The organism is Pseudoxanthomonas sp. SGNA-20, assembly GCF_003931635.1.
Classification (GTDB): domain Bacteria; phylum Pseudomonadota; class Gammaproteobacteria; order Xanthomonadales; family Xanthomonadaceae; genus Pseudoxanthomonas.
Genome location: NZ_RRYK01000007.1, coordinates 1 through 25,367 on the forward strand (window position 1 = coordinate 1; position 25,367 = coordinate 25,367).

The 25,367-nt window shown below is 66.7% G+C and carries 30 protein-coding genes and 1 tRNA gene; 3 read left to right on the forward strand and 28 right to left on the reverse strand.

Annotated elements, in window-relative coordinates; translation table 11 throughout:
• A partial coding sequence (locus tag EIM48_RS15360; protein ID WP_199728423.1) for a hypothetical protein occupies positions 1-299 on the forward strand: 299 nt, incomplete at its 5' end.
• Between the two features lie 1,183 nt (positions 300-1,482).
• Here EIM48_RS15360 and EIM48_RS11935 read toward each other — a convergent pair.
• Positions 1,483-1,827, reverse strand: coding sequence for a hypothetical protein (locus EIM48_RS11935; RefSeq protein WP_125108282.1), 345 nt, complete (start codon positions 1,825-1,827; stop codon positions 1,483-1,485).
• Positions 1,828-2,005: 178 nt separating this feature from the next.
• On the opposite strand from EIM48_RS11935, the gene EIM48_RS11940 reads away from it, so the two are divergent.
• Positions 2,006-3,100 (forward strand): TraB/GumN family protein, encoded by a 1,095-nt coding sequence (locus EIM48_RS11940; protein WP_199728424.1) that lies wholly within the window; start codon positions 2,006-2,008, stop codon positions 3,098-3,100.
• 81 nt (positions 3,101-3,181) lie between these two features.
• On the opposite strand, the gene dxs is transcribed toward EIM48_RS11940, so the two are convergent.
• The 6 genes from dxs to EIM48_RS11970 form a co-directional block, all read right to left on the reverse strand.
• Positions 3,182-5,095, reverse strand: coding sequence for a 1-deoxy-D-xylulose-5-phosphate synthase (dxs, locus tag EIM48_RS11945; RefSeq protein WP_019398500.1), 1,914 nt, complete (start codon positions 5,093-5,095; stop codon positions 3,182-3,184).
• A 99-nt stretch (positions 5,096-5,194) separates the two neighbouring features.
• Entirely contained in the window at positions 5,195-5,845 is a 651-nt protein-coding gene (locus EIM48_RS11950) for an HNH endonuclease (protein WP_019398499.1), read from the reverse strand.
• 45 nt (positions 5,846-5,890) lie between these two features.
• Positions 5,891-6,376: an LEA type 2 family protein gene (locus EIM48_RS11955; RefSeq protein WP_037034935.1), complete on the reverse strand. Its 486-nt coding sequence runs from the start codon at positions 6,374-6,376 to the stop codon at positions 5,891-5,893.
• 28 nt (positions 6,377-6,404) lie between these two features.
• Entirely contained in the window at positions 6,405-6,992 is a 588-nt protein-coding gene (locus EIM48_RS11960; protein WP_125111750.1) for a lipocalin family protein, read from the reverse strand.
• Between the two features lie 256 nt (positions 6,993-7,248).
• Positions 7,249-7,458: a hypothetical protein gene (locus tag EIM48_RS11965; RefSeq protein ID WP_019398496.1), complete on the reverse strand. Its 210-nt coding sequence runs from the start codon at positions 7,456-7,458 to the stop codon at positions 7,249-7,251.
• A gap of 140 nt (positions 7,459-7,598) precedes the next feature.
• Complete coding sequence (locus EIM48_RS11970; protein ID WP_125111751.1) at positions 7,599-8,051, reverse strand: DUF6491 family protein; 453 nt, start codon at positions 8,049-8,051, stop codon at positions 7,599-7,601.
• Positions 8,052-8,206: 155 nt separating this feature from the next.
• Here EIM48_RS11970 and EIM48_RS11975 point away from each other — a divergent pair.
• Positions 8,207-8,282: transfer RNA gene (locus EIM48_RS11975), tRNA-Phe, on the forward strand.
• A gap of 967 nt (positions 8,283-9,249) precedes the next feature.
• Here EIM48_RS11975 and EIM48_RS11985 read toward each other — a convergent pair.
• From EIM48_RS11985 to ftsY, 21 genes are all read right to left on the reverse strand, one after another.
• On the reverse strand, positions 9,250-10,326 hold the full coding sequence (locus EIM48_RS11985) for a minor capsid protein (protein ID WP_125111753.1): 1,077 nt from the start codon (positions 10,324-10,326) through the stop codon (positions 9,250-9,252).
• Position 10,327: 1 nt separating this feature from the next.
• A complete protein-coding gene (locus EIM48_RS11990; RefSeq protein ID WP_125111754.1) occupies positions 10,328-11,704 on the reverse strand; it encodes a DUF4055 domain-containing protein in 1,377 nt (458 codons plus the stop codon).
• Positions 11,694-11,852, reverse strand: coding sequence for a hypothetical protein (locus tag EIM48_RS15365; RefSeq protein ID WP_158675215.1), 159 nt, complete (start codon positions 11,850-11,852; stop codon positions 11,694-11,696). The genes EIM48_RS11990 and EIM48_RS15365 overlap by 11 nt, the downstream gene beginning before the upstream one ends.
• Positions 11,849-12,517: a hypothetical protein gene (locus tag EIM48_RS11995; RefSeq protein WP_125108276.1), complete on the reverse strand. Its 669-nt coding sequence runs from the start codon at positions 12,515-12,517 to the stop codon at positions 11,849-11,851. Before EIM48_RS11995 ends, EIM48_RS15365 begins: the two co-directional genes overlap by 4 nt.
• Positions 12,514-13,296 carry a terminase family protein gene (locus EIM48_RS12000; protein WP_125108275.1) on the reverse strand — a complete coding sequence of 261 codons (783 nt, stop codon included), beginning with the start codon at positions 13,294-13,296 and terminating at the stop codon, positions 12,514-12,516. The genes EIM48_RS11995 and EIM48_RS12000 overlap by 4 nt, the downstream gene beginning before the upstream one ends.
• A complete protein-coding gene (locus EIM48_RS12005) occupies positions 13,283-13,843 on the reverse strand; it encodes a hypothetical protein (RefSeq protein WP_125111755.1) in 561 nt (186 codons plus the stop codon). Before EIM48_RS12005 ends, EIM48_RS12000 begins: the two co-directional genes overlap by 14 nt.
• An 11-nt stretch (positions 13,844-13,854) precedes the next feature.
• Positions 13,855-14,478, reverse strand: coding sequence for a phage tail tape measure protein (locus EIM48_RS15600; protein ID WP_125111756.1), 624 nt, complete (start codon positions 14,476-14,478; stop codon positions 13,855-13,857).
• 9 nt (positions 14,479-14,487) lie between these two features.
• The gene (locus EIM48_RS12015; protein WP_125111757.1) at positions 14,488-15,303 is read right to left on the reverse strand and encodes a hypothetical protein; all 816 of its coding nucleotides are present in this window, start codon (positions 15,301-15,303) and stop codon (positions 14,488-14,490) included.
• 338 nt (positions 15,304-15,641) lie between these two features.
• Positions 15,642-16,667 carry a helicase RepA family protein gene (locus tag EIM48_RS12020; protein WP_125111758.1) on the reverse strand — a complete coding sequence of 342 codons (1,026 nt, stop codon included), beginning with the start codon at positions 16,665-16,667 and terminating at the stop codon, positions 15,642-15,644.
• The gene (locus tag EIM48_RS12025; RefSeq protein WP_125111759.1) at positions 16,657-17,172 is read right to left on the reverse strand and encodes a CHC2 zinc finger domain-containing protein; all 516 of its coding nucleotides are present in this window, start codon (positions 17,170-17,172) and stop codon (positions 16,657-16,659) included. Before EIM48_RS12025 ends, EIM48_RS12020 begins: the two co-directional genes overlap by 11 nt.
• Positions 17,173-17,372: 200 nt before the next feature.
• Positions 17,373-18,134, reverse strand: a complete 762-nt coding sequence (locus EIM48_RS12030; protein WP_125111760.1) for a hypothetical protein — start codon at positions 18,132-18,134, stop codon at positions 17,373-17,375.
• A gap of 79 nt (positions 18,135-18,213) precedes the next feature.
• Complete coding sequence (locus EIM48_RS12035) at positions 18,214-18,441, reverse strand: hypothetical protein (protein WP_125111761.1); 228 nt, start codon at positions 18,439-18,441, stop codon at positions 18,214-18,216.
• Positions 18,438-18,671 (reverse strand): hypothetical protein, encoded by a 234-nt coding sequence (locus EIM48_RS12040; RefSeq protein WP_125111762.1) that lies wholly within the window; start codon positions 18,669-18,671, stop codon positions 18,438-18,440. Before EIM48_RS12040 ends, EIM48_RS12035 begins: the two co-directional genes overlap by 4 nt.
• The gene (locus EIM48_RS12045; protein WP_125111763.1) at positions 18,668-18,865 is read right to left on the reverse strand and encodes a hypothetical protein; all 198 of its coding nucleotides are present in this window, start codon (positions 18,863-18,865) and stop codon (positions 18,668-18,670) included. The genes EIM48_RS12040 and EIM48_RS12045 overlap by 4 nt, the downstream gene beginning before the upstream one ends.
• An 84-nt stretch (positions 18,866-18,949) precedes the next feature.
• Positions 18,950-19,519, reverse strand: a complete 570-nt coding sequence (locus EIM48_RS12050) for a hypothetical protein (protein WP_125111764.1) — start codon at positions 19,517-19,519, stop codon at positions 18,950-18,952.
• A 377-nt stretch (positions 19,520-19,896) separates the two neighbouring features.
• Complete coding sequence (locus EIM48_RS12055) at positions 19,897-20,187, reverse strand: hypothetical protein (RefSeq protein WP_125111765.1); 291 nt, start codon at positions 20,185-20,187, stop codon at positions 19,897-19,899.
• Between the two features lie 44 nt (positions 20,188-20,231).
• Positions 20,232-20,453: a hypothetical protein gene (locus EIM48_RS12060; RefSeq protein WP_125111766.1), complete on the reverse strand. Its 222-nt coding sequence runs from the start codon at positions 20,451-20,453 to the stop codon at positions 20,232-20,234.
• Positions 20,454-20,520: 67 nt separating this feature from the next.
• Positions 20,521-21,915 (reverse strand): integrase family protein, encoded by a 1,395-nt coding sequence (locus tag EIM48_RS12065; protein ID WP_158675216.1) that lies wholly within the window; start codon positions 21,913-21,915, stop codon positions 20,521-20,523.
• Between the two features lie 745 nt (positions 21,916-22,660).
• A complete protein-coding gene (locus tag EIM48_RS12075; protein ID WP_019398490.1) occupies positions 22,661-22,936 on the reverse strand; it encodes an oxidative damage protection protein in 276 nt (91 codons plus the stop codon).
• A gap of 14 nt (positions 22,937-22,950) precedes the next feature.
• Positions 22,951-24,012 (reverse strand): A/G-specific adenine glycosylase, encoded by a 1,062-nt coding sequence (mutY, locus tag EIM48_RS12080; RefSeq protein ID WP_019398489.1) that lies wholly within the window; start codon positions 24,010-24,012, stop codon positions 22,951-22,953.
• Between the two features lie 84 nt (positions 24,013-24,096).
• Positions 24,097-25,335 carry a signal recognition particle-docking protein FtsY gene (gene ftsY, locus EIM48_RS12085; protein WP_125111768.1) on the reverse strand — a complete coding sequence of 413 codons (1,239 nt, stop codon included), beginning with the start codon at positions 25,333-25,335 and terminating at the stop codon, positions 24,097-24,099.
• Positions 25,336-25,367 lie beyond the last annotated feature (32 nt).

Here is a 25,367-nt window from a genome sequence, read left to right on the forward strand (position 1 = left end):
ATGTCATGGGGCTCAAGCTCTTCTCAAAGGCCGAGCGGCCCAACGCACGAGCAACTGGCACGCTGCGACTGGCCTTGATTTCGGCTTTCTATGAGAAAGCGAATGTCGTCATCCGTAATACAGACGAGCTTCCTCAAGGGTTCGACGGTCTGAATCGTCACGCCGTCCTACATGGAATCGATAGCAACTACGCTACAGAGGTCAACGGACTTCGTGCGATCTCGTTGCTAAACCTAGTTGCCTTCCTCGCCAGTCACGAGGATGAGGTCGGTGAAATCCTGGAGGTGGATGATCGGTAACGGATGCCTGATCTGATCCTGCGCGCCCGCCAGCCAGCGTTCTACCTCGGATCTAGTTCCCGTCCGGAAATGGATGCTTCGCATACATCAGCATCTGTGCCCTATACAGGACGCATAGGATCCGCGAACTAATAGGGGACCCACGTCGCCCCAAGTGACATATTCGAAAAGTCACTGGGGTCGATGGATCTTGCCTACTTGATGAGCGCTCGGCGCGGATCTTCCGGCCGAACATGGAGCGGTCGATGATGAACGAAGTCAGCGGCGAGGCGGCGGAGAACTCTATAGACGCCGCGACTGAATGCAGCTGTCAGCACAAAGGCAAGCACCCATGCATCACGGAAGCCTTCCGCAAACGGAGACGTTATCGAATGCATTGTTAGTACTCCCATAGATCAGTAATGAACCGCCATCCGCCAAAGATCAGAACGACTGAGCTAATGGCGACGTCAAACCAGAAGACCACAAGTTTGATCTTCAATACGGCAGAGTAGATGCTAGGCGGGAACTCATGATGGCTGTGTAGAAGGTCCGCGAAATACCCCACCGACCATGAGATCAACATTAGAACAGAGAAGATGAACGCAGTGCCAGCCAGATGCCCCAGCAGGTGCCAGATAGAGATCCAAAACCCTTTGCCACGTCTGGAATGGTGCATCCGTGCGGTCCCCGTTCCGCGTCGGTTCATCCTAGCAGAGGCATTGATATCTCAGACGAGAGATCTCATCAATGGATGAGACGATTGAAGGTCCGAAAACGAGCATGTAAGTTACATGTCTCTTCACGGCAATCAGTTACGGGTGCGTCGCTTCCGCCGGCGCTAAGTCCTTGATTGCGTGGGCTGCGTGAGGTGCTACGTAAGGACTGACCGAGCGCTCGCGTAAGCAATTGAATTTAAATGGAATGTAGCCAGTTCGAATCCGGCTACCCCGACCAAATTCAGGTACCCGAAAAGCGGCTGCCGGTAACGGCAGCCGCTTTTCGTCGTGGCCCCCGCCGCGCCACGGCAGGGGCCGGGGGCCAGGCGCGATCAGGAGCGCGGGCGGTCCCTGTGGTGGCAGGGAAGCCCTGCGGCACCTTGCCATCCTCGTCCAGGAACTCGAGCGAGGGCGCTGCGTCGGGACCGGGTTGCATCCTGATCCGCGGGCGGCCCTGCTTGTCGGCAAGGGCCACCGGGGAAGAGTCACCCGGGGTGCGGCCGACGAACAGCCGTCGGCTCTGGTGGCCGCCGGCCTGGCGCCACTTTGCAGCCAGCGCGTCGCGCTCCGGCCCGGGTGGCAGCCTGCTGGAGGCTTCCTCCGGTGGCTACCGGGGCCGGCAGGCACTCGCCGTTGGCCGGCACCAGGGTACGCGACCCATCGGCGTTGACCATGTTGATCCGTTCCACGGTGATCCCGGTGAACCCGGCCTTGCCCTTGCGGTCTGATGCGCCAGTGAGCGCCACGGCGACGGCGACCACGGTCGTGGCGGCCAGGCAGCGCCTGGGCAGGCGGTTCTGTGCGGGCAGCTGCGCGACGGACTGCTGCATCGATCCTCCATGTCGGTGGTTGGGCGCCGACCGCGGCGGCCGCCGCGAGGGCCGACCGCGCATGAGCGTGGGTGCCGGTGCGTGACTCAAGTGCTGCTGGGCGGCGTGGACGGTATCCCGGCATGGCGCATGGCCGCGGCCGGGCGGGTTTTCGAAGTTCAACCATGGAGGGATTCGGATGCGATGCATGCTGGGCTGGTGGATGTCATTCCTGCTGGGGGCGGTGCCCGGCGCGGCGATGGCGCAGGCCGAACCACCCGTGCCGCTGGATGGCGACGGGGAGGTGGTGGACATGGCTCCGGTGCTGGTCGCCGGTGTCCAGCCCGGTCCGGGGCTGTGGCGGGTCAGCAAGGACGACCATGTGCTCTACATCCTCGGTACGCAGTCGCCGCTGCCGCGCGACATCGACTGGGACGCGCGCGAGGTGCGCGAGGTACTGGACGAAGCCGGCGCGGTGCTGGGCTCGCCGGGCCTGTCGGTCGACGCCGATGTCGGTTTCTTCCGCGGCCTCACCCTGGTGCCATCGGCGATGAAGGCGATGCGCAATCCCGGCGGCGCCACGCTCGACAAGGTGCTGCCGCCGGAGCTGTACGCGCGCTGGTTGCCATTGAAGCAGCAGTACATGGGGCGCGACCGCGGGGTGGAGAAGAAGCGCCCGCTGATTGCCGTATATGAGCTCTACAAGGCCGCGCTGGACCACAGCCGGCTGCGCCAGGGTGGTGTGGTGGGCCCGGTGCTGGCCAAGGAGTTGAAGGCGCGCGGCCTGGAGTCCAGCTCGACCGTGCTCGAGCTGAAGATCGAGGACCCGCGCCAGGCCCTGGCCGACTTCCGCGGCGAGGCGCTCAAGCCGCAGGACCTGGAGTGCTTTGCCGCCACGCTCGACGTGATCGAGCAGGACCTGCCGCGGATCGCGGCGCGTGCCAACGCCTGGGCGGTGGGTGACGTGGCCGCGCTGCGGGCGATGCCGCGCAACCGCCGGCAGCTGGCCGACTGCATGGATGCCTGGGTGCAGGCCGAGGCCGCGCGCAAGCGTGGTTTCACCGACATCGAGGCCCGGATCCGCGAGCGCTGGCTGGCCGCGGTGGAGAAGGCGCTGGCCGGGCACAGGGTCTCGTTCGCCACGATGAGCATCGACACCCTGCTGTACGACCGCGAGGGCTATCTGGCAGCGCTTGCCGCGAAGGGCTACCGCATCCAGGCGCCGGACGAGCTGGTGGAGGGTGACGGGGAATCGCCGTCGGAAGAGGCGCCGGAGGCTGCGGCCACCCGCTGATACGGCAACGGCCGCTTTCGCGGCCGTCGTCGGCACCCGACCGGCATCGGGAAGGCCAGGGGGGCGGGGCCCCTTCCGGGATCAGCCGCCCGCTGCCAGCGGCAGGATGCCCGCGCCCGCGGCCAGCTGCGGCCAACGGCGCAGCACCGAGGCGCGGATGCCGGCGGCGTCGATGCCGGCCTCGGCCAGCAGGTCCTCGCGGCTGGCGTGGTGCTGGAACGCGTCCGGCAGGCCCAGCTGCAGCACCGCCATGGCGATGCCTTCGGCGTTGAGCAGCTCGGCCACGGCCGAGCCGGCGCCGCCGGCGACCACGTTGTCCTCGATCGTCACCAGGCCGTCGTGGCTGCGCGCCAGTTCCAGCACCAGGTCGCGGTCCAGCGGCTTGATGAAGCGCATGTTGGCCACGGTCAGGTCCAGCTCCGCGGCCACCTCCTCGGCGGCCGGCACGGTGGCGCCGAACGCCAGCAAGGCCACCTTCTTGCCCTTGCGGCGCAGCTGGCCGCGGCCGATCGGCAGGGTCTCCAGGGCCGGCTCCACCGCCACCCCGGGGCCGGTGCCGCGCGGGTAGCGCACCGCGGCCGGGCCGGGGTGGCGCAGGCCGGTGGTGAGCATCTGCCGGCACTCGTTCTCGTCGGCCGGGGCCATGACCACCATGTTCGGCACGCAGCGCAGGTAGCTGAGGTCCAGGTTGCCGGCGTGGGTGGCGCCGTCGGGCCCGACCACGCCGCCCCGGTCGATCGCGAACAGCACGTCCAGGTTCTGGGTGGCCACGTCGTGCACCAGCTGGTCGTAGGCGCGCTGCAGGAAGGTGGAGTAGATCGCCACCACCGGCTTGGCGCCCTGGGTGGCCATGCCGGCGGCCAGGGTCACCGCGTGCTGCTCGGCGATGGCCACGTCGAAGTAGCGCTGCGGGTATTCCTTCGAGAAGCGCACCAGGCCCGAGCCCTCGCGCATGGCCGGGGTGATGCCCATCAGCCGCGGCTCGGCGGCGGCCATGTCGCACAGCCAGTCGCTGAAGACGTCGGTGTAGGTGGGCTTCTTCGCGCCGGGCTTGGCGACCAGGCCCTTGGCCGGGTCGAACGGGCCGACCGCGTGGTAGCCGATCTGGTCGCCCTCGGCCAGCTCGTAGCCCTTGCCCTTGGTGGTGATCACGTGCAGCAGCTGCGGGCCCTTGAGGGTCTTGAGCGTGCGCAGCGCGCCGAGCAGGGTGGGCAGGTCGTGGCCGTCGATCGGGCCGGTGTAGTGGAAGCCCATTTCCTCGAACAGGGTGGAGGGCACGAACATGCCCTTCCAGTGCTCTTCCCAGCGCTTGACGAAGCGCGCCGGCGGCTTGTTCTTGTCGCCCAGCAGCTTCTTGCCGCCCTCGCGGATCCGGTTGAAGGTGGCGCTGCCGGTCATCCGGCCCAGCATCTTGGTCAAGCCGCCCACCGCCTCGGAGATCGACATGCGGTTGTCGTTGAGGATCACCAGCAGGTTCGGCTCCTCGTCCATGCCGCCGGCGTGGTTGAGGGCCTCGTAGGCCATGCCGGCAGTCATCGCGCCGTCGCCGATCACCGCCACCACCTTGCGGTCGTCGCCGGCCTGCTGCAGGGCGATGGCCATGCCCAGGGCGGCGGAGATCGAGGTGGAGGAATGGCCGACGCCGAAGGTGTCGTACTCGCTTTCCTCGCGCTTGGGGAACGGCGCGATGCCGTCCTTCTGCTTGACCGTGTGGATGCGGTCGCGGCGGCCGGTGAGGATCTTGTGCGGATAGGTCTGGTGGCCCACGTCCCACACCAGCTGGTCCACCGGCGTCTGGTACAGGTAGTGCAGGGCCACGGTCAGCTCGACCACGCCCAGGCCGGCGCCGAAGTGGCCGCCGCTGCGGCCGACCGACTCGATCAGGTAGGCGCGCAGTTCCTGGGCGACTGCCGGCAGCTCGGCCTCGTCGAAGCGGCGCAGGTCCGCGGGCGAGTCGATGCGCGCGAGGCGCGGGTAGCGTTGGGAGTCGATCATCGGGGCCGGAAAACCGTACGGTGGCCCATTTTCCTCCCCGGGGACGTGACGGGGCAAGCAAGGCTTGCGCCGCGGCCCCCGGTGGTGGTCCGGGCGGGACTAGACCGGACGCCGCGAACGGCGCGGCAGCTGCGCGCGCAGGAAGGCCATCTGGTCGGCCAGGATGTTGCGGTTGGACAGGATCAGGTGCTCGATCCAGCTCGGGCGGTAGGGCACGGCCAGCAGCGGCATGTTGGCCTGGTGCGGAGTGCGGTTGCCCTTGCGCGAGTTGCACTGGAAGCAGGCGCTGACCACGTTCTCCCAGATGTCCAGCCCGCCGCGCGAAAGGGGGATGACGTGGTCGCGGGTCAGCTGCGGCCGCGGGAACTGCTGGCCGCAGTACAGGCACAGGTAGGAATCGCGCGCGAACAGGGCGGCGTTGGACAGCGCCGGGGTGGGATCCAGCGCTCGCGCCCGGGCATGGCCGCGGGTGGCGATGATCGGGTGCAGCTCGATCACGCTGCGGCTGCCGGTGTCGCGGTTGACGCCGCCGTGCACGCGCATGCACGGCTGGCCCAGGGTCCAGGCGACCGCGCCGCGTGCGTAGAGGCAGGTCGCGTCCTGCCAGTGGATCCAGTCCATGGCCCGGCCGTGGGCGTCCAGCGAGAGCACGCGCGGCGCGTTGGCCAGGCCGCGGAGCGAAGGGGACGCGTCCGCCGGTACCGGGGTCCCGGCGAAGATCGGATCAAGCATCGCCGTATCCGTCTCCATCGGGTTCCAGCTTATACCCGAAAGATGACGGTCGGGGTCAAGCCCTCAGCGCAGCACGCCCTGCAGGCCGGGCGCGGGATTGAGCGAACTGCGCGCATCCAGCTCGAAGCTGCGCGGCTTGCTGGCCTCCTCGGGCGTGGCGCTGACATTGCCCTGCAGGCGGTAGGACAGGGCGCGGCGCCCGGCCAGCGCATCGGCCACCGCCAGGCGCGCCATCGGTTGCGGGCGCAGGGTGGCGCGCACCGTGTCCGCGGCGGAGGGGCCGATGGAGATGGCGGGCGTGGCCTCGAGGGTGCCGGCCTCGTGCTCGTCCACGCTGACCGCCAGCGAAACCCGCTCGAAGCGCATGGACATGCTGCTGTAGTTGTGCAGGCGCAGGTCCACGGTCCAGCTGCCGTCGCTCTCCACCGTCAGCTGCTGGATCGAGGCGGCCGGCGCGGACACGCGCTTGACCTTGCCGCCGCAGCCGGCGAGCAGGGCCATGGCCAAGGCCAGGGCAAGGACCGGAAGGAACCGTCGCGGGAAATTCATGCCGCCTCCATCGTGTGGGCGGCTGATATTACGGGGTTTGCGCATCGTCTTCGCTGTCCCCCGGGGCCTGGCCGCCATGCAGCGGCGCGGCCACCAGCAGCTCGGAGAGGTCGTAGCCCATCCGTTCGGCCGCCGCCTTCAGCCGCGCGAACAGCATCGCGTCCATCGACGGCTCCCGCGCCAGGATCCACAGGTACCTGCGCCCGGGCTCACCGACCATCGCCCACTGGTAGTCCGGATCCAGCGCCAGCACCCAGTAGTCGGCCCAGACCAGCGGCAGCCAGCCCAGCCAGTCCGGGGCGAAGCGCACCTGCAGCCGTGCCGGGTGGCCCTCGACCTGGCGCGCCACGCCATCGGCCGCCAGGTATTCGCCTTCCCGGGTGCGGCAGGCGTTGCGCACGCCGATGCGGCCATCGCTGCGCAGGGTGTAGTGCGCGGTGGCGTCGCTGGCACAGCGGCGCTGGTGCGAGACCGGCAAGCGCGCGATCTCGTGCCAGTGGCCGGCGTAGCGGGTCAGGTCCAGGGTCTCGACCGGCACCACCCGTGGACGTTCCTGGGCCAGGGTGGGCACCAGGCCGGCGCACAGCAGCAGCGTGGTCAGGACGAGGAAGCGCATGCGGTCTCCTGGGGCGCGGCTGGGCCGGATGCTAGCACCGACGCCGCAAGAGGCCGTTGTTGCGCTGCCGGGCGCGGAGGTGCCTCGCGCGGCGCATTCGGCGCCGCTGCCGGGCGCGTGGGCGCACGTCCCCATGCCGTGGTGGTTGCCGGGGGCACGCCGGCCCGGGCCGGCGTCGGCGAAGCCCTGCGCGGGCAGGTGCGCGCAGGCCGTGGCGCAGGGCGCCGCGCTGCCCTCCCGGGCGGATGCGCTGGCCTCAGTCGAGGCGGACCCGCCGCGGGTGCCGGCCGTAGTGGCGGACCTCCACTACCAGCGGAGGCCCGGCGCGCAGGTGGTGGGCCACGGCGAGGGTGCGCGCCAGTTCCAGCGCCTTGCCGATGGATGGAAAGGAAGTAATGGGGTGGTCGCCGTCGAACAGGACGCACCCCCTATGGTCCTTCTGAACGGTCAGTCGTCTGCAGTCCATGCGACAGGGCCCCCTCCGCTCCCCGCGGTCTTGCCGTCCCCTGCACCGGCGCACTTTGCCGCCTCGCCGTGGGCCTGGCAATCAGGGATCGGCGAGGCGGCGTATAGGAAAAGCGGCCACGCGCCGCCATCCTGGTGGCGCTAGTCCCGCGCCTCGATCCGCGCCTCGCGCAGGGCGTCCCCGGCCTGCCGGAGCGCGGCGGTGTCCAGCGGGCGGATGGTTTCGATCCGGCACGGGACCCGGCCCACCTGGCCGACCATCGGGCCCAGCGGCAGGACACTGTCGAAGCGCGCCTGCACGCGCGAGCCGGTGCTGGTGAGGGACAACGCGGTGGCATGGCGCAGGTCGTTGCACGGGCCGGCCAGCTCCAGCAGCCAGGCCTCGCGCGGCCGGGTCCAGACCACCAGCGCCTCGTCGCCCAGCGCGGTCCAGCCGTTGAGCTGGCCGGGCAGGTGGAAGCCGGGCACCGGCTCGCCCGCGTGCGAACGGTGCAGTTGCAGGCGTTCGGCGTCGCTCATGCGCGGGGTGCCGGCGCAGGCGGAAAGCGGGGCCGTGGCCAGCAGGGCCGCAAGGCATGTCCGTTTCCGTTTCATTGCAAGCTCCGCAAGTGGACGTAACCCCATCATGGCGCAGGCCGCGGATGCGGCAAGGGCGGGGCCGATGCACGTTCATCGAACGGGATGCTTGTCGGATCGCGAAAGGCCCGTTATGATGCCGCCCCTCGCAGCGGCCAAGCCGCAGCGCAGATGGCCGGGTAGCTCAGTTGGTAGAGCAGGGGATTGAAAATCCCCGTGTCGGGGGTTCGATTCCCTCCCCGGCCACCATCTAAGTAATTGAAAACGCTAGGTTTTCACGACAACGGGCCGAAAGGCTCGTTTTTCGTTTCAGGCCTTGGCATAGCGTTGGAATAGCCGTCGGGCTTTCCCTACACGAAGTGCCAAAGATCCCTGACTGCCTCAGCCAAAACGTCGAGGCATCTTCCGCTTTGCCAGCAACGTGCGGTGCGCGTAGGCCAGCAGCCATCCCCCTGGGCTGCACTTCCTTGGCCTGCTGTGCCATCCAGCCGCACGGGCGCCCTCAGGGATGGGGGCGCTGCTGGTCATCATTCGCGGCATCTTCCGGGTAGTAGTCGTGCCAGCGTTTCCTACTGCCCCGACGCCTCTGGCGCTCATTGAACTCCGCGATCATCCGCTCCTTTTGGGAGCGAGTGTCTCGCAGGCATAGGTGGCCGAAGGGGTGGGATGCGTCGGGCGGTTGCGTTTGGTCGTCCATGGGGTAACGATGCGGCGGGGGAGTCGCAGACGTTGCGACCGATTGGCGTCGGGGTCACTGAATGGGGGTCACATGCCGCTGCTGAATAGGGTCTGCTGGGGCGTAATCTTGCTGTCCGTCGTCGGCTGCTTTTTCGCGTTGTTCCAGGCGCCGCCAGGAGCAATAGGGCGAGTCATGGGCGCGCTTCCATTCGTGTTGGTCGCCGTAATTGCCGCTGTGCTTGCCGTCGTCACCACGAAGACCGAGAAGTAACGCGCGCCTATACGGGAACCTCAACTGGCCCAGCGAATTTACTGGGCCTAGCCTGGACTACGGAGAGAGACATGAGGACGTTCTTTTGGGTCATCGCCATGCTGTCCTGCGTCTTGGCAGGCCTAATCTTGGTTCTTGGCGTAGCGACGGCCAATGGCGCTCCGCAAGAGGCAGCTTTTGCGGCCATTGCAGTTGGCGTAGCGGTCATCCCTTACTGCTTCGCCCGCGCAATTAGCGAGATTTCTGGCCCGCCGCAGCCCCCTCGCGTCATACCCCCGCCCTATCAAACGCCTTCGGCACCTTCTGGCGCAGCTCCTCAAGGGTAAGGGGCTGGAAGGTCCGGTTTAGCTGCAGGCGGGCGAACTCCTCCGGGGTCAGCCCGCCTCGCAGGAACAGGGCCGCCTTGGTCGGTCCCAGCACGTCCTCCACGAAGCCCGGCGGCTGCAGCTTGAGCCACTGGTAGTAGGTGAGGTCCGCTGGAACCTGCCCATTCATCGAGGCCCGGGTCCCTACCGGCATCTCGGGTGCGTCGATCCCCAGCTCTCGCCATGTCTTAGTGACCGGGACGATGGTGGACCGGCAGTTGGGATGCAGGGGCGGAAGCGGGCCTTCGCCAACCTTGAAGACACGGCCATCCAGCGCGCGGCAGGTCTCTGTGGTTCGCCCGTCGAGGGTCGAGACCCACCGATACCCGGTGATGATGTCCTCGTTCCCCTTGAACCAGTCCATACGGGCCACGCTCGCAGTGTGCTGGAGCGCAGTATGCGCGACCGTCCGGGCCGTCCGTCGGCTGACCGCCACAATGCCGTCCTGGTATCGGGCCGCCTTGGTGCCGATCACGTCCCGCACCACCTGTTCCGTGGTCCGGCCCTCGAAGTAGCCCCGGCGGACCACTCCCAGTACCCGGGCAATGTCAGCCTCAGCCCAGCCGCGTAGGAACGGCTCCAGCAGCAGGCCGCCACCCGCACCCCGCAGACCCAGCGGGGCAGCCGTAACAGCCGCCCGGAGGGCCGCAGCGGTGGGAGTGCTCGCCTCGACGCCCTGAAGCGCCAGAGCGCGAATCTCGGCCTCGGTCAGCACCTCGGCAGTACCCAGCGCGCGCTGCTGCAGGCCGGCCACGTAGCCGCCATACAGGCCGCGTAAGGCGGCATCTACCTCAGCCAGCAGGGACTCCAGGCGGGCAGTCTGGGCAGGCGTCAGATTGGCGCTCCGGAGCCGTCGGGTCAGCTCCTCAGCCACTTCTCGGAGGAACTGGTCGATCAGCCGGTCCTCCCCCGCCTTTACCCGCTCCAGCAGCACCTGCAATCGGATGGCGTCATCCGTCAGGTCGGGACGGGCGGCCATCTCAGGCCACCTCGTCCAGGTTCAGGCCGGGACCTTGCGCCTCGATCTCCCCGGCCAGCTGCTCGTCGGTCTTGCCCTGGTCGATAACCCCCAAGCGGCGGAGGACGGCCCAGGCGTCGGACTGCGGGATGATGCCCGCCTGCCAAGCCGCAACGGTCTCCCGGATGGCGTTGGCGTCGAGGCTCAGGTCGTTAAAGCGGGTGTCGATGGCAAAGGACGCCTTGGACTGCCCGTTGGTGCCCCAGGTCTCCAGCCAGCGCAGGACGCGGGTGTAAGCCTCGCTGACGTTGTCGCAAGCCAGGGATAGGACGCTGTACGCGGCCTTGGTTTCTGCATTGCTCTGTGCGGCGGTCTTGGGCGCTTCACCCGGCGCGACCAGTCGGGCACCCAGCATTGCCATGAGTCGTTCCTTGTCCGCCATGGCTTCCTTGGCGAGGGTGTTTGCCTCGGCCTGGAGGAGGGTGGCAGAGCCACCGACGGGCAGGACGAGGGCCTTGCGGGAGCCGAACGTAACGGGGCCGGTCTGCTCCTTCCATTCGTCCGTGACACCGCTAATCACCAGCTGCGGCTGCCCCATCAGGAAGGCGCTTTCCTCATAGTCCGCGCTGTTCCGGTAATGGGCGAAGTTGAGGTTCGCCAAGTCCAGCAGCGGGGGCTTGCCGGGATTGGCGTCGTTGCTGACAGCGCCCACGAAGGTGAAGGGGATATACGGCAGCCCGACCTCGATTGTGTCTTTCAGGGTGTACTGGGCCGAGGTGTACTTCACCCACACTTGGATCGTGTAGCCCTTGGCCGTCAGCAGCAGCTCGCGCAGGCGGGGGTAGAAGACCACCTTGCCGTCCTCGTGGGACTCCTCCTGTTCCGCCAGCACAACGCGGGTGAGGGCCGTTCCCTGGCGCTCCCACGTCAGGATCTGCTCCGCTTTGTAGGCGGCCACGAACGGACGCCTTCCGAGGCGCTCCAGCTCGGCCACGGTTCGGCTGCGGCGGATGCCATCCCCTCGGGTCCAGTCCGCCAGCAGGCCCGCTCGGGCGGTCTGCAGTACGTCAGACAGGACCGCCTGACTCTGCCCGATGAGGCCCACGCCGGAGCCGTCGGCATCCTCCAGCAGGATCGGATACTTGCACTCGATCTGGGGCCAGTTGGCGTAAGCCACGCCGATCAGGCCCTCCAGGGTGCGGCCCGTAGCGTTCAGATAGGTCGCCCGGCGCTTGTACGCCTCATAACGTCGCGGGGCATCCTCGCCCGTCTCGTCAGGGTCGGGGAGGTAGGTCTTGCCCTTGGCCTTGACCTCGTCCTCTCCAGCGCACGCATCGCGGACCTTATCCCAGAGCGGCTTGAACTTGTCGTAGTCCGGATGTGTGTAATCAGTGGTCATCGCTAGTATTCCAAAGCCCCTTGCTGATTTTGATTTCCAGCGTGACCTGCTCGTTTCCGAACTCCACGCGGAAGAAGTCCACCTTCGCGGACTGATCTGTCAGGCCGAACGCCTCCAGGGCCTCGGCTACCTTTGCTTCCAGGTTCATGCGACGAACCTCATATCCATTGAATGCACCGGGATCGGGCGCAGGGCACCGAACACGGCGTAGGACACGGACAACACGAGGTCATCGTTCTGACCCTCGCGGGCCTTGAACTCTTGGTTTCCGTGCGAATTGATCTGGACGCGGAACTCCATCAGCTCGCGCTCCAGCGTGTCGGCCAGCTCCAGCTCCTGGGCGAAGCCAAGGCGTCCGGTCTGCATCTCGATCTGCACCCGGTTGACCAGCTCGGCCTTGCCGACGCTCCAACCGTAGGGCTGTTGTTTAGCCTCGCCGCGCGATCCGGTAATCATCACGCCGTGGAGGTTCCGGACCTTCGCCGCCTTGAGCATGTCGAAGGGGCCACGGCCCACGCCGGTGATGTCCATGTAAGACGTGACGCCGGAGAGGATCGGCTGCTGTAGCAGGTTGGCGATGATCTCCACCTGCTTGGGGTAGTACGTGCCCAGCGGGATACGTTGCAGGTGGACAAGGTCCAGGCGGGTCGGAGTCGCACGGGCTTCCTGCCGGGCTTCCTCCACCACCGTCCGATGCACGTCCGGACGGGGCACGGCCCTAATGCGCTCTATTACAGAGATGGCGGTCCAGTCATTGACCTGGCCCACGTCGATCCCTGCAAAGAAGTCGTGTTTGAATTCAATCAGGCTCACGCGGCCTCCTTCAATCGCTTGAACAGGGGCACGATGTCCGGACGCCTCGCGGCCAGAATCACCTCCGTCGGGAAGAACTGTTGTTCCGCGTCCAGCCACTCCAGGAGGAACTCCTGTCGGAACTGGATATCCGTAAGCAGGGTTCGCTGGCGGGCCAGCTCGCGCTGGGAAAGCCGGGGCAGCTTGTCGACGGACACCGTGAGGCGACGCCATGCGTCTCCGCCGTGGTGCCATGCGTCGTGGAACCACCCGCGTGCACCGTTGGGCGTGGAGGCGCAAATGAGCTGGCCGTTAGTGGCCGAGAGCATCGGTGCGATCTTCGCCAGCGTGTCATCCCCGGTGAACGCCGCCTCGTCGATCAAGGCCCGCTTGGCGGAGTAGCCGCGGACGGATTCCACGGTCGAGGGCTTGGCGAGGATGCGAGACCCGTTGCTAAAGATCAGCTCATCGCCCGACCGGGTCACGTTGGGCAGGTCGCCAATCTTGGAAAGCTCCGAGTGCATGGCGTAGGCCTTCTCAAAGACTTCCTGCGCCTGCTGTTGCTTCTCGCCGGCAAGGATCACCGTGTCTCCCGGGTCGAAGCAGGAGCCATGCAGCAGCTTTACTGCGCAGGTCTGCGACTTGCCGGACTGTCGGGGCCATACCACTAGGGTCTGCGGGTCCTCGCACTCCAGAAGCTCGATCTGGTGCGGGTCCGGCTCGAAACCGGCATCCCGCATCATTAGCACCGGGTCCAGCCGCCAGGAGATCGCGCGGCGGACCCTGTCACTCGTCGTCATCAGGCTTATGCTCCAGGACCTGCTGCGAGGCGAACGCCGCCGCGACCGCCTTGCGGGCTTCGGGGAAGGGCTTGAGGACCTCAGTCACCAAATCCATAAACGTGGTGATGTCGCCAAGCAGCAGGTTGTTATTGGTGACGGTCTTCCGGCCCGGGACCATGCCCGCGTACTTCGCCAGAAGCTCGTAGACGCCGCGCAGCTCCCGGTGCACCGGGACGCACTTGTCATGGCTCCCGGACTTCTCAAGCTCGTCCAGGAGGAGTAGGAGCCGCTCGCGCTGCGCCCGAAGGCCGAGGATCGCGTTCTCGCCTTCCTGGCGAATGACATCCTCGATCTTCTGGTCCGTCGCATCGGGTGCGTTGAACCGGAGTCGGGCCATCTGGTCCTGCGTCATGTGCCGGTCCCGGTGGCGCTCCAGGGAGGCGCGGGGGATGCCGTACTTGGCGGCAATCCCCGACATCGCTCCGTGCTGGCCCTTAATGCAATTGGCGATGGCGAACTCGATCCGTTCCCGCTCCGGATGGGTGCAGGTTCTACAGGCAGGCATGAGCTTCTCCTTTAGCCATTGGCGTATCCCCTGGGCCGCACGCCCCAACGCTGCCCGGCGACTGAATCCGCCTGACCGCTGCCGATGGCTTCCAGGACGATGCTCGTCACCCACTTCTTGCCGTCGAACCGGAGATCCGAGGTCTGCGCTTCCATGCGCGTGCCGCTCTTGTTCTCGATGTTGATCTCAACGCTCGGGCCGCCAGCTGTGGGCGCGCGAATGCCGACCGGTCCGCCGTTGGCGTAACCCCTCAGGCCGCGTCGCATGGCTTCCACGACGCCAACACCGCCGGCACGTGCCACGTCGCTCTGCGACCAGACAACCTCGCCCTTGTGCACCACGCCGGCTGGCTGGTACTTGCCGCCGTTGCCGGTGTAGCCGCCGTCCGCATAGCCCCAGCCGCCACGGAACAGGCCGATCAGGTCGCCCACGATGCCGGTGGACCCGGACGTAGCGGTGAACTGCTGGAGGAGCTGCTTGGCCGAGAGGGCGGCTCGCTCCATCTGGGGGGCAACCTTGCCGACGGTGCTGGCTGCGGTGGTGCTGGACTTGCCCAGCTTGTCCAAGTCAGACGCGGCCTGCTGGACGCCATCGGTGGTGACTTTGATGCCGAGGCTGGCAATGGAAAGGGTCATCTGGATTCCTTAGCCCTCGGACAGCTGCGCCTGACGCCTTGCGTCGTGGGCCAGGAGTTCCCGGGCACGGTTGAAGTCAATGAACTTGGCGGCCTGCTTCTGCAGCCGGTGGACCGCTCCTCTGGCGACCTTCTGGCCGGCCCTGAGCGCCTCCACACGGCGCACGCGATCCGGGGACACCAGACGGGCGAGGGCATAGCGGGCGCGCTCGTGCTGGGCTGCCGTGAGGCCTCCGAGGTATGCCGGGCCTGCGGTGAGGGCCTGCAGGGTCACGCGGTCCCCGGTGGCGATGGCCTGGTCCAGCTGCTTGCCACGCTCGCGCTCATCAAGGGCCTTGAAGTGGGCGCGCACGTCCGGGTGGACTGCCAGCTCGTCGGGCGGGGCACGGCGCACCTCTGCGGCTACGGCGTCCATCTCCGCCTCGATAGCGGCTTCCGTTCGGGCAAGCTCCCGCGCGGCGGTCTCCCCGATCTCGTCGAGCTTGGGCTGGATGACCTTGGCTGCCAGCTTGAGGCGGGCGTCTTTGTTGAGGCTGGGGTCGGGGTCGTCGCGCACCTGCGCCAGGACACGGGTTATGTCCCGGTAGCGGGTCAGGCTCAGCTCGTGGAGCTGGCGGAGCGCGCCCAGGTCCTCGTCGTCATCCAGACCCGTCAGGTCCATGGGTGCGCCGTCGCCGTCGAACTGCGGTTGGTCCAGCCAGCGCCCGAACATGAGGCTGAGCTTGTTGGGCAGCTCCGCTCCGTTGGTCAGGTCGATTCCGTCCTGGGTGCCGTCGGGTACTGCCCGCATGAAAGCGGACGGGGATTCCTTAGTGGGGGTGTGCATCGGGTCTCCTGCGTGCAGGTCGCGCACGCGCTAATGGCTCGTCCAAGCGCTAGGACAAGCGGTTCTGGTTTCATTGGGTCGCGTCATTGATCCAATGGAATCAATGACTTACGCGTATATTTGAGGCGATCATCGGGGATAGCGAATCCCCGTGATCGAGTCGCGCCTATATGAATCAATGACTTACGGAATACGGCGAGTGCTTCACTCCCCCCGTCCGATTCCCTGTCCGAACTACGTCCGAAACGCATCCGAAACGTCCGAACTGGCAAGTCCGAGCCGTCGTCCGTCCGTCCGGTGTTCTATACACCGGCGGATCGGACGGACGCTTGCGTGGGCTATCGGACCTCGGACACAAGCCCATTGCAGAGCTTGATAGCGCCGCAAGCCTCCAGCGACTGGATGACCTCGTGGACTCGGTTCCTGTTGAGTCCCTCGTCGGTCAGCATTGCCTTCCATAGATCCAGTTGGACCTCGCCGTGCATGGCTTCCAGCTCCCGTAGGTGATCCAGGGCGATCAGCTGGTTCTTTCCCTTGGGCTTGGTCCGGTTCGCCTGGGGCGGGTCTATCGGCACCAGGACGGCAGAGCAAATCTCCCGGCCCTGTGCGTCGTAGGTGTCCAAGCCAACGTCCTGGAGCTTTAGCCCGACCGGATCAGGCATCACGCCGTCCTTGATCTTGGTGCAGTCCAGCCGGGCAGCCTCGTCCACCTTGGTGAGGCGGTAGACCGAGTCCGCTGCAGCCGGAAGGGCGATTGATCCGCGACCTCGGCCCTTGTCGGCGTGGCTGGAGTGGTGCACCACAAGCACCCACGCACGGGTCATGTCCTTGATCGCGTCCAATGCCGCAACTGCCCGGGTCATCTCCTGAGTGCTGTTCTCGTCTCCGGGGCCAAAGTTGCGGGAGAGGGTGTCCACCACAACCATGACCGGCGGGCCGTGATCGGCCATGAAGTCCGAGATGACCGCCTCCAGCTCCACGCGCCCCGTCTCATCTGTCAGGGCGGTGGTGGTACTGGAGAGGAACAGGGGGAACTTCCGCAGGTCCAACCCGTGCGAGAGGCCCCAAGCCGTAAAGCGGCGATTGATGCCGTTCCGGCCCTCGCCATTGATGTAGAGGACCGGCCCGGCTTTGACCCGGCGACCGTGCCAGGGTGTTCCCGTCGCAACACACGCCGCCCAGTCCATCGCCAGGAAAGACTTGCCGGTGCCCGGATCGCCAAACAGGACAGAGAGGTTGTCCGATTCGGCCACCCCATCCAGAACCCAATCGGGCGGGGTGATCGGACCGAGGAACTGCCCGGCAGGGATGAAACGCAGGCAGCGGCGCTCCAGCTCTGCCTGCGCTGTGGCCTCAATGCCCATGCGGCCTCCATTTCCTTCCCTCGCAGAAAACAGCGGCTGCGCCGTCAATCAGATGAACCGCCTTTTCAAGTCGCGCTTGATCGTCCTCAGCTAACAGCTTCAGCGGCGCATACGTCTGCCCGGCAAGCAGCACAATCTTGGACTCCAGCGCCAACACCTCCAGCGCGGCGGCCCAGTTCGCTTCGCGCATCAGCTGGCGAACCTTGCGGCGTTCCTCCGGGGTCTCGGGCATGTTGCGCGGGGGCATGACATCGGCCCAGGTCAGGCCCATCGCTGCCAGCACGTCCTCTGTGCGGCAACCGCCAAAGCACTTCAGGAGGATCCGGTCTCCCGCTTGCGTAACAGAGAGTGACGGGGACTTGTCCTCATGGGCGGGGCAGCAGGCGATAGCCTTGTCTGCGCCAAGCCGGCGCACCTTCCGCAATGGCGCGAGGAAGGCGTCGAGGGAAAGAGGAGCGGACACACGGGCGGCGGCGCTCTCTCGGGAATGGGTGTGGGAGTGCATCGGGTTTCCTGCCACGGAAAGGACGGCCCCCTTTGACCGGGGGGCCAGCGGTTGTCTTTGACGCGGACAGGCGTGGCAGGGCTGTCTCCGTTGACGCAGGGGACCCGCGATTGACCGGAGGCGGACGGCCCGGTCGAATTCTGTGTCGCAACGCGCCTTACGCGTTGGAAGTTGAGCACCCTGCCAAGGGTGTGAAGCGGTCACGCTGCGCAAGGCAGCGATATTCCGTTTCCCTCAATATTTAGGGCTTTCTCAGGGAAACTCTGGTTCCCGAGCGCATAGAGAAACTCGCGCGCTGCGATCTCCAGGTGTTCGAGGATCAGCGCTTCCGCGCATCTCCTCTGTTCCAGGTAAGTCCTCTTGCGGATCCCGATCATCAGAGCCAGCTCGTGCGCACTTACGCGGGTCCGCCTCAGTGGTCGCATCAGGGATGCCATTGCGTGATCCAGCACCGCCGGGTGTCCGTCCCATTCCTGCATGAGCTGCGGTTTCACGATCCGCCAGCGGGGCACGTCCTCCCGGGCAAAGAGCATCAGCAGGTTGGGATGCAGATGCCGGTGGTTCGGCTCGCAATGGGCTAGCGCACGTCCGTTTGCGTCTCGCTTCGGCTTTCGTTCCTGGCGGGGGATTGTCATAAGCGAGAGCGCCATTGCCGCGTCCATCGCGGGCCGCCAAGAGGGCATGTAAACGATGCCCCCCTTGAGGCATGACCAGCGGTGAAACTCCCCGACGGCTGCTCCCTCGACCTTTACGCCGGCTTGTTCCTCCACGCTGCCGCGCCAACGGACCTTGAGGCCGTTCTGAGCCTGCGTTGCGCCGGGATCGCGGTCGCTTGGGTCGTCATCACCCAGCCTCCCGCCGTGCCAGTCCCCATCTACGTGGAACCAGCTGTAGCAGGGCGCGTCCCAGCCCTGGAGGGCCTCGACGGCTCGCTCGATCTGCGGTGAGAAATTGATGCCCACACTTACCCCTCGCCACGCGACGCGCGGCTCTGGAAGCTTTCGGAGAGCCAGCCCTGCCAAGGGCGGCGGTACTTCGCGCTTAGGCGGCGTCCGGTGGCGGACTTGCCATCAAGGCTTCGCGTAGCCTCAGGACCGCTTGCCGGGCACCCTCAAGGTTTGCAGCCATGACCTCGCAGGCTGCCGGGTTCGGATCACGGGAAAGGTTCGCCAGCTGGGCAGCCAGCCCGTCGCCCATGTCCGGCAGGGCGGCGGCTTGGGCCTCAGCAGAGGGGCGGTAAAGGGCGCGCAGTTGATGGATGGTGCTCATGCGGCACCTCCCTCAGACGCCAGCAGAAACTCCAGCCGCTGGATGACAACGTCCAGGTCTTCAAGTGTTGTCTGAGCGAGGTGCAGGTTCGCCAGGGCTTTGGGCCTCAGCTGATGCCGCAGGCGGTCGCGTCGCGCCAAGAGTTCGTCGCGGAAACCGGCATCCAGCTCGGCCTGCATCCGATCAAGGCTGAACTCGGGCAGCTCGTGGAACCTACAGGGGGCGCTCATGCCGCCACCCCGTTGAGGTAGTCGCGCAGTGCGCTCTCCGGGTAGCGGATCGTGCCGTCTGCGGTCACGATCCACCGGGGGCCTTTGTTGACCAGCCGCATGTTGCGCAGGCTGGAGGTGGTGAAGCCGATGAGCTTGGCGGCCTCTCGGCTGGTGTAGTGCCTTTCAAGGGCGGGAGTGTTGTTGCTATCCATTCTTCGCACCAATGCGCCAATGTGTGGCGGGTGCGATCAGGTTGTCAGCGGCGAGCGGCGGAGTATTTCCGCAAGTTTTCAGAATTAGAAGAATCCGGGCCAATCCTCTGTCGCGCGCTTCTTCTCCTCGTAGTAAAGCTCCGCGACGAGGGACTTCCCGGCGCCGAGCTTCTGGCCCACCCGCTCAAAGAGGGCCTCGTCGATCGGGGATCCCTTCTCAAGCTCGGCCAGCACCTCGTTGAACACTGCTGGCCTCAGTCGATGGCGCTTTCGGACCGATGCGATATGCGTGCCTTTCGGAATGGGGCGACCCAATACCTCATCCCATCCTCGCGCCTGGGAAAGCTCAATGCTGTCGGTGATTCTAAGGAGGCCTTCCCTAGCCCAATCCGGCACCTCAAGGTCGTAGCGATAGCACCTCGATAGCGCAAAAAGGACCGCATCCATATGTCCCGCTTCGTACTGCTCCCGGGCGTAAGGGAGCGCGACGTAGTAGGCAGAGTGCCTCTCGATCCAGTCATGGATGCTGGGGGTTTCTGGGTCCTGGTTGTGCTGATTGAATAGCGCGCACCATTCGTCGAAATCCTCGACAAGTGGGACTTTGAACCTCAGGGGCTGTGGAGGGACTTCCAATGTGGTCAGCTGCCATCGCATTGCCTCAGCTCCCTAGGGATCGCGTCCCCATTCCTGGCGGAAGTCATCTTTGAGCTTCTCGCAAGCGGCACGGTGCATTACGAGCATGCCCGGTGTGGTGGATGGATTCCTCGCCATTCGGTCGTACTCCTTATCGCAGTACCAGATGGCATCGCGAAGCTTGGAACGCTCCTTACCCTCTGGTGTTGAGGACAGGGTATAGCCCCAAAAAAGGAACCCAGCGAGCAATGCGACGACTGCGAGTGCCCCCCAGCCGGCTAATTTCAGCAGTCGGCTGGAGGGGCTCTCATACCAGCGATTGGGTGCGCCACAAGTTGGGCATGTTGCTGCCTCGCTGCTCAGCTTGTTCTTGCACTCATGGCACGTAATAAGCGCCATCAGGAGGCACCCCCCTTGGAACGGCGGGCGATAGCCTCCGTCACCATGCGCTCTGCTTCTTCCAGTTCGGCCATAAGCCCCGTCCGGTCTACCAGCAACTCTGCCTCGCCCCCAGGGGTGAAGTAGCGGACAGATGGGGCAAGGTTCGACTTGGCCAGCTGCAGCGCCTCCAGCGCGCCACGAAGCTCAGTCACGGAGTCCGACTCCGCCGCCATCTTTCTGGTCTCGTGCAGGAGGTAAGGCATTAGCTGCGGATCTGCTGCAAGACTGCGAAGGTGTTCGGTGGTCACGTCTTGACTCCTTTCTCCGTGAAGGCGGGCTGTCGTACTCGTGGCTATCGCGGCTGGCGCTCCCGCGCCTGTTCAAGCTCGCGCTGCTGCAGCTCATTGGCAGCCCGCGAGAGGGCCATCAGCAGTCCGCCAAGGTTCTCCGCGGTGACAGAGTCTGCCACCTCCCCGCGGTTGAGCATTACATCGCCTACGGCCTCGATCCAGCCCAGGAAGACGCCGCTCTCATAACCGGCGAAGGCCTCGATTGCTACACTTTCGGTTGCCATGATCGTTCTCCTATCGAAGGTTTGTGGAAGGTGCGCCGGGGAGATTCCGCCTCCCCGGTCGCACCGCTTAAGACGCCTCGCGGCGCATGTGAACCACCGTGCCCGTTTTGCCTTCGCAAATTTGGCGAAGCCTGCGCAGGGCGTTGCGCTTTTCCTGGTCGTAGTCGTGGGCGTCGTAGTGCTTGTCCTGGACGCCTCCGATGCCGTGGGACTGGAGCCGGCCCCGGATCTCCTTGGGTACGCCAATGGCAGCCAGACGGGTCTCGACGGTCTTGCGCAGGATGCCGGGGGTAAAGGTCCGGTCTATCTCGCCCGCCGCGACCATGTCCTTAGCGACCTGGAGGATTGCGTCCCGGATCGTGTGATAGACCGCGCCCTCCTTGCCGCCTGACAGGGTGAACAGGTACGGCCCATTGGGTCCCCGCATGTCCGCCAAGGCTTTCTCGGCTTCCGGGAGGAGGGGGACGATGTGCTCATGGGCCACCTGCCGCCGACCCTTGGTGTCATACAGGGTCACGGTCTTGGCGTCCGGGTCGTAGTCGGAAGCCGTCAGCCTGGACAGCTGCTCCACTCGCTGCCCACCCGTCAGGAGGTGGAAGCGGAGCATGGCCCCGTGTGGAGCGGGCAGGGCGCTGATCCGGTTCCAGTAGGCCGCCAGCTGCGCCTCCGATAGTGCCCACTTGCGCTCCTTGGCCGCCGTGGCGGCCTCCTGAGCGGCTTCCTTGGGGCGGGTAACGGAGAGTTCGTCCAGCGGGTTGTAGCGGATCTGGAAGCCCGTGAAGGCGTGCATGGCCGCGTCAGTCCGTGCCTTTCGGGCTGCCGTGTATGCCGCACGGAGGTAGGCGCGCAGCTTCTCGGCTTCGCGGAACTTGCCGGCCTTGGTCAGACGGTGGAAGACCGGCATGACAGCCTCGACGGAAACCTCGTCGGCGGGGGTGTTGGCGAGCTTGGGGAAGGGGGTCGAGAGGGCGCGCTTGATGGTGCGTGCCACGCCGTCAGCGGACGGCTTACCTGCATTGCGCAGGTGATCGACGTAGGCATCTAGAAGCGCCTGGAGGGTGAATTGGGTCTTGCGGCGGTCCTGCTCGGCCTTGGCTGCCAGAGCGGCCCTAGCGGCCTTCTCCTCAGCCTTGGCGGCTGCCTTCTCGGCGGCGATGTCTTCGCCTTCCTCGATCCGGCTGCGAAGGACGATGGCCTTCCGGCGCGCGTCCGCTGCGGTTAAGCCACGCCCGGAGGTCTGCTTGGCCGAGTCAGGGGTTCGGAAGCGCCCAATGGTGAACCGCCGGATCTGCCCGCTATGGCTGTAGACCATGCAGAACGTGGCGGCCCCCTGGGGGCTGATGCGCACCGCGAAAGAGGGAATCTCCGAATCGAAGACCGTTCTGGTTTTTCCGACAGGGGGAAGGGGCTCAGAAAGGAGGGCGGTTAGCCCTGCCTGATCCAACCTGCGGCGCTTGTCCAAATTGCTTGGCATAGCGTTTGGCATAGCCTGAGTGTTGACGGGTTGTGCGGAACGCTACCAGCCTGTCCCCGTGTGCGCAATAGGAAAAATCCTACGTAACAGCCAGTTACGGTCGATCCGGCTATACAAATTGGCACAAAGCCGCACATTTCTAAGTGGCGCAGAAGGGGATTGAAAATCCCCGTGTCGGGGGTTCGATTCCCTCCCCGGCCACCATCCTTCGGAAGCCTGCATGGGCTTCGCCGCAAACGGACCTTCGGGTCCGTTTTCTGTTTCCGGCTTCCGCCAGGCCGCGCCGATGGCCCGGCCGCCACGCACGCCTCGCGCCGCGGTTAAAGGAATCGCTCCGCGCGTCGCTATCCCGGTAAGCGGACTGTCCACCGACGGCCACGCATGTGCCCGCGGTTGCCGACGCATTCTTCATGGGCTGCGCGCGAGCATCGGGTCCGCGGGCTGCAGATGGCGCCCGTCCGTACCGCCCGGTACCCTGGAATGCCGAGCGCGTTGCCGCGCGTGTAGGTTTTTTCCTACCCCACGACGCAAGGTTTCCCGACTTACAGGCTTTGCCGGATTTGGCATCCTTCGCGTGCCCCGGCAGTTACGGCATGCGAAGGACAGGATGACCGCTCTGCAAGGACCAGGCCACCGGCAGGACGCCGGGCCGGGGCATTAACAGGATCCGCGCCGCCAGGGCGCGGTTTTTGTTTGTGTCGCCGCATGGCCCCGCGCGACGCGGAGCGGGCGCTCAGCCTGCCGAAGGCGGCACGTAGCCGGCCGGCTTCTCGGCATCGCCACCGAACAGGAACTTCTCCATCTGCTGCTCGAGGAAGGCGCGGTGCTGCGGGTCGCGCGGCGACAGCCGGTTCTCGTTGATCAGCATGGTCTGGTGCGCCAGCCAGGCGTTCCAGGCGTTCTTGCCGATGTGGGCGTGGATGCGCTTGCCCAGCTCGCCAGGCCAGGGGATGAAATCCAGGCCCTCGGCCTCGCGTTGTTCGTACTGGCAGAAGATCGTGCGGGACATGGGCGTTGGTCGCTTCAGAGTGAGTCGAGCAGCTTGCGGATGGGCGCGGGCAGGCCGAGTCCGGCCAGTTCCGCCCACGCCACCCAGCGCTGGGCCTCATTGTCGCCCACGCGGGCGCGCGGGGCGACCTTGCGCAGGCGCATCGGCTGCAGGTGCAGGCGGTAGTGGCTGAAGGTGTGGACGATGGCCGGCAGGGCCTCGGCGGCGTCAAAGTCGCCGTCCAGCTCGCGCCCGAACCATTCGCGCAGCTCGGCCTCGGTTTCCGCCTGCGGCAGGGTCCACAGCGAGGCCCAGATCCCGGTGGACGGGCGCCGCTGCAGCAGCAGGCGGCCCTCGGCATCCTCCAGCAGCAGGGCGATTGCCTCGCGTTCGGGCAGGGTCTTGCCCGGGCGCGGGGTGGGCAGGGCGTCGACCAGGCCTTCGCGCAGGGCGGTGCAGCCGCCGGCCAGCGGACAGGCCAGGCAGGCCGGAGCGGCGCGGGTGCACTGGGTGGCGCCGAAATCCATCTGCGCCTGGGTGTAGTCGGCCATGCGTCCGGCCGGGACGTGGCGCACGTGGTCGGCGGCCAGCGCCCACATCCGTTTCTCCACCGCCGGCGTGCCGGGCCAGCCGTGGATGCCGTGCCAGCGCGCCAGCACGCGCTTGACGTTGCCGTCCAGGATCGGGAACGGATCGCCCCAGGCCTGGGCCAGGATCGCGCCGGCGGTGCTGCGGCCGATCCCGGGCAGGGCCAGCAGGGCCTCGAAGTCGCGCGGCAGGTCGCCGCCATGCAGTTCGACGCAACGCTGCGCGGCTGCGTGCAGGTTGCGGGCGCGGGCGTAGTAGCCCAGGCCGGCCCAGTGCGCCATCACCTGGTCGGTGGAGGCGGCGGCCAGGTCGGGCAGGGTGGGGAAGCTGTCGACGAAGCGCAGGAAGTACGGGATGACCGTGGCCACCTGGGTCTGCTGCAGCATGATTTCCGACAGCCACACCCGGTAGGGCGTGCGCGGGTGCTGCCAGGGCAGGTCGTGGCGGCCGTGGCGGTCGAACCAGGCCAGCAGCGGTGCGACGAAGCGGTCGGGCGTCTCAGCGGCCACGGCGCGGCTCCTGCGCGATGGCGCGCACGGCGGGGCAGGCAGGCGCCCGTCCCGCGCTCGTGGTCGCAGCGTGCATGCGCGGGCTCAGGCGCCCAGCGCCTCGGGCAGCAGCGCGTCGACGAAGGCGTCCGGATCGAACACGCGCAGGTCCTCCGGGCGCTCGCCGATGCCGGCGAAGCGGATCGGGATGCCGAACTCGCGCGCCAGGGCGAACACCACGCCGCCCTTGGCGGTGCCGTCGAGCTTGGTCACCACCAGGCCGGTCACGCCGACGGCGGCATTGAACTGGCGCAGCTGGTTGAGCGCGTTCTGGCCGGTGGTGCCGTCGATCACCATCAGCACCTCGTGCGGCGCGGCCGGGTCCAGCTTCTGCAGCACGCGCTTGATCTTGCCTAGCTCGTTCATCAGTCCGACCTGGGTGTGCAGGCGGCCGGCGGTATCGGCGATCAGCACCTGGGTGCCGCGCGCCTTCGCCGCCTGCAGTGCGTCGTAGGCCACCGAGGCGGCATCGGCGTTCTGGCCTTGCGCGATCACGGTCACGCCGTTGCGCTCGCCCCAGGCCTGCAGCTGGGCCACGGCCGCGGCGCGGAAGGTGTCGCCGGCAGCCAGCATCAGGCTGCGGCCTTCGTCCTTGAAGCGGCGGGCGAGCTTGCCGATGGTGGTGGTCTTGCCCACGCCATTGACGCCCACGGTCAGCAGCACGAACGGGCGGGTGGCCGGGTCGATCTGCAGCGGCACCGACACCGGCTTCAGCATCGCCACCAGCTCGGCGCGCAGCGCCGCCAGCAGCGCGGCCGAGTCGGCGAACTCACGCGCCTTCATGCGCTTGCGCAGCCCCTCCACCAGTGCGGTGGTGGCGGTGACGCCGACGTCGGCGGTGAGCAGGGCGGTCTCGATCTCGTCCAGCAGGTCGTCGTCGAGCTTCGGGTTGCGCGAGAACAGGCCGCCGATGCTGCGCGCAAAGGCGCTGTTGCGCAGGCGCTCGCGCCAACCCATGCGCCCGGGCGCGGCCGCCGGCTGCACGGCGGCGCCGCCGTCCACCGGCGTGCCGGCTTCGGCGGGCACCACGACGGCCTCGCCGGCCGGCGCCTGTTCCACCACTGCAGGGTCCACCGGGGTGGCGCCAGCCGCCGGGTCGACGGCATCGCCGCCGGTCGCCTCCGGCGCGGCGGGCACGGGTGCCGGGACCTCGGCGGGGGCTGCCGGAGTGGCGGCGTTCGGGGCCTGGGGGAACGCGGCGGCGAGCTCTTCGGCGCTGAAGCGGCTTCCGGATGGCGTGGCAGGGGCGCTTTCGGGCTTCTTTCGGCGGAAGAAACTGACCATTTCGCAGGGATATCGGAGAATGGCGCACATGC

Bases quoted from the DNA above. Each gene is read 5' to 3' on its own strand.
- EIM48_RS11935 (WP_125108282.1), bottom strand. From the start codon at position 1,827: ATGCAGCAGTCCGTCGCGCAGCTGCCCGCACAGAACCGCCTGCCCAGG.
- EIM48_RS11940 (WP_199728424.1), top strand. From the start codon at position 2,006: ATGCGATGCATGCTGGGCTGGTGGATGTCATTCCTGCTGGGGGCGGTG.
- dxs (WP_019398500.1), bottom strand. From the start codon at position 5,095: ATGATCGACTCCCAACGCTACCCGCGCCTCGCGCGCATCGACTCGCCC.
- EIM48_RS11950 (WP_019398499.1), bottom strand. From the start codon at position 5,845: ATGGAGACGGATACGGCGATGCTTGATCCGATCTTCGCCGGGACCCCG.
- EIM48_RS11955 (WP_037034935.1), bottom strand. From the start codon at position 6,376: ATGAATTTCCCGCGACGGTTCCTTCCGGTCCTTGCCCTGGCCTTGGCC.
- EIM48_RS11960 (WP_125111750.1), bottom strand. From the start codon at position 6,992: ATGCGCTTCCTCGTCCTGACCACGCTGCTGCTGTGCGCCGGCCTGGTG.
- EIM48_RS11965 (WP_019398496.1), bottom strand. From the start codon at position 7,458: ATGGACTGCAGACGACTGACCGTTCAGAAGGACCATAGGGGGTGCGTC.
- EIM48_RS11970 (WP_125111751.1), bottom strand. From the start codon at position 8,051: ATGAAACGGAAACGGACATGCCTTGCGGCCCTGCTGGCCACGGCCCCG.
- EIM48_RS11985 (WP_125111753.1), bottom strand. From the start codon at position 10,326: ATGGCCGCCCGTCCCGACCTGACGGATGACGCCATCCGATTGCAGGTG.
- EIM48_RS11990 (WP_125111754.1), bottom strand. From the start codon at position 11,704: ATGACCACTGATTACACACATCCGGACTACGACAAGTTCAAGCCGCTC.
- EIM48_RS15365 (WP_158675215.1), bottom strand. From the start codon at position 11,852: ATGAACCTGGAAGCAAAGGTAGCCGAGGCCCTGGAGGCGTTCGGCCTG.
- EIM48_RS12000 (WP_125108275.1), bottom strand. From the start codon at position 13,296: ATGACGACGAGTGACAGGGTCCGCCGCGCGATCTCCTGGCGGCTGGAC.
- EIM48_RS12005 (WP_125111755.1), bottom strand. From the start codon at position 13,843: ATGCCTGCCTGTAGAACCTGCACCCATCCGGAGCGGGAACGGATCGAG.
- EIM48_RS15600 (WP_125111756.1), bottom strand. From the start codon at position 14,478: ATGACCCTTTCCATTGCCAGCCTCGGCATCAAAGTCACCACCGATGGC.
- EIM48_RS12015 (WP_125111757.1), bottom strand. From the start codon at position 15,303: ATGCACACCCCCACTAAGGAATCCCCGTCCGCTTTCATGCGGGCAGTA.
- EIM48_RS12020 (WP_125111758.1), bottom strand. From the start codon at position 16,667: ATGGGCATTGAGGCCACAGCGCAGGCAGAGCTGGAGCGCCGCTGCCTG.
- EIM48_RS12025 (WP_125111759.1), bottom strand. From the start codon at position 17,172: ATGCACTCCCACACCCATTCCCGAGAGAGCGCCGCCGCCCGTGTGTCC.
- EIM48_RS12035 (WP_125111761.1), bottom strand. From the start codon at position 18,441: ATGAGCACCATCCATCAACTGCGCGCCCTTTACCGCCCCTCTGCTGAG.
- EIM48_RS12040 (WP_125111762.1), bottom strand. From the start codon at position 18,671: ATGAGCGCCCCCTGTAGGTTCCACGAGCTGCCCGAGTTCAGCCTTGAT.
- EIM48_RS12045 (WP_125111763.1), bottom strand. From the start codon at position 18,865: ATGGATAGCAACAACACTCCCGCCCTTGAAAGGCACTACACCAGCCGA.
- EIM48_RS12050 (WP_125111764.1), bottom strand. From the start codon at position 19,519: ATGCGATGGCAGCTGACCACATTGGAAGTCCCTCCACAGCCCCTGAGG.
- EIM48_RS12060 (WP_125111766.1), bottom strand. From the start codon at position 20,453: ATGGCAACCGAAAGTGTAGCAATCGAGGCCTTCGCCGGTTATGAGAGC.
- EIM48_RS12075 (WP_019398490.1), bottom strand. From the start codon at position 22,936: ATGTCCCGCACGATCTTCTGCCAGTACGAACAACGCGAGGCCGAGGGC.
- ftsY (WP_125111768.1), bottom strand. From the start codon at position 25,335: ATGGTCAGTTTCTTCCGCCGAAAGAAGCCCGAAAGCGCCCCTGCCACG.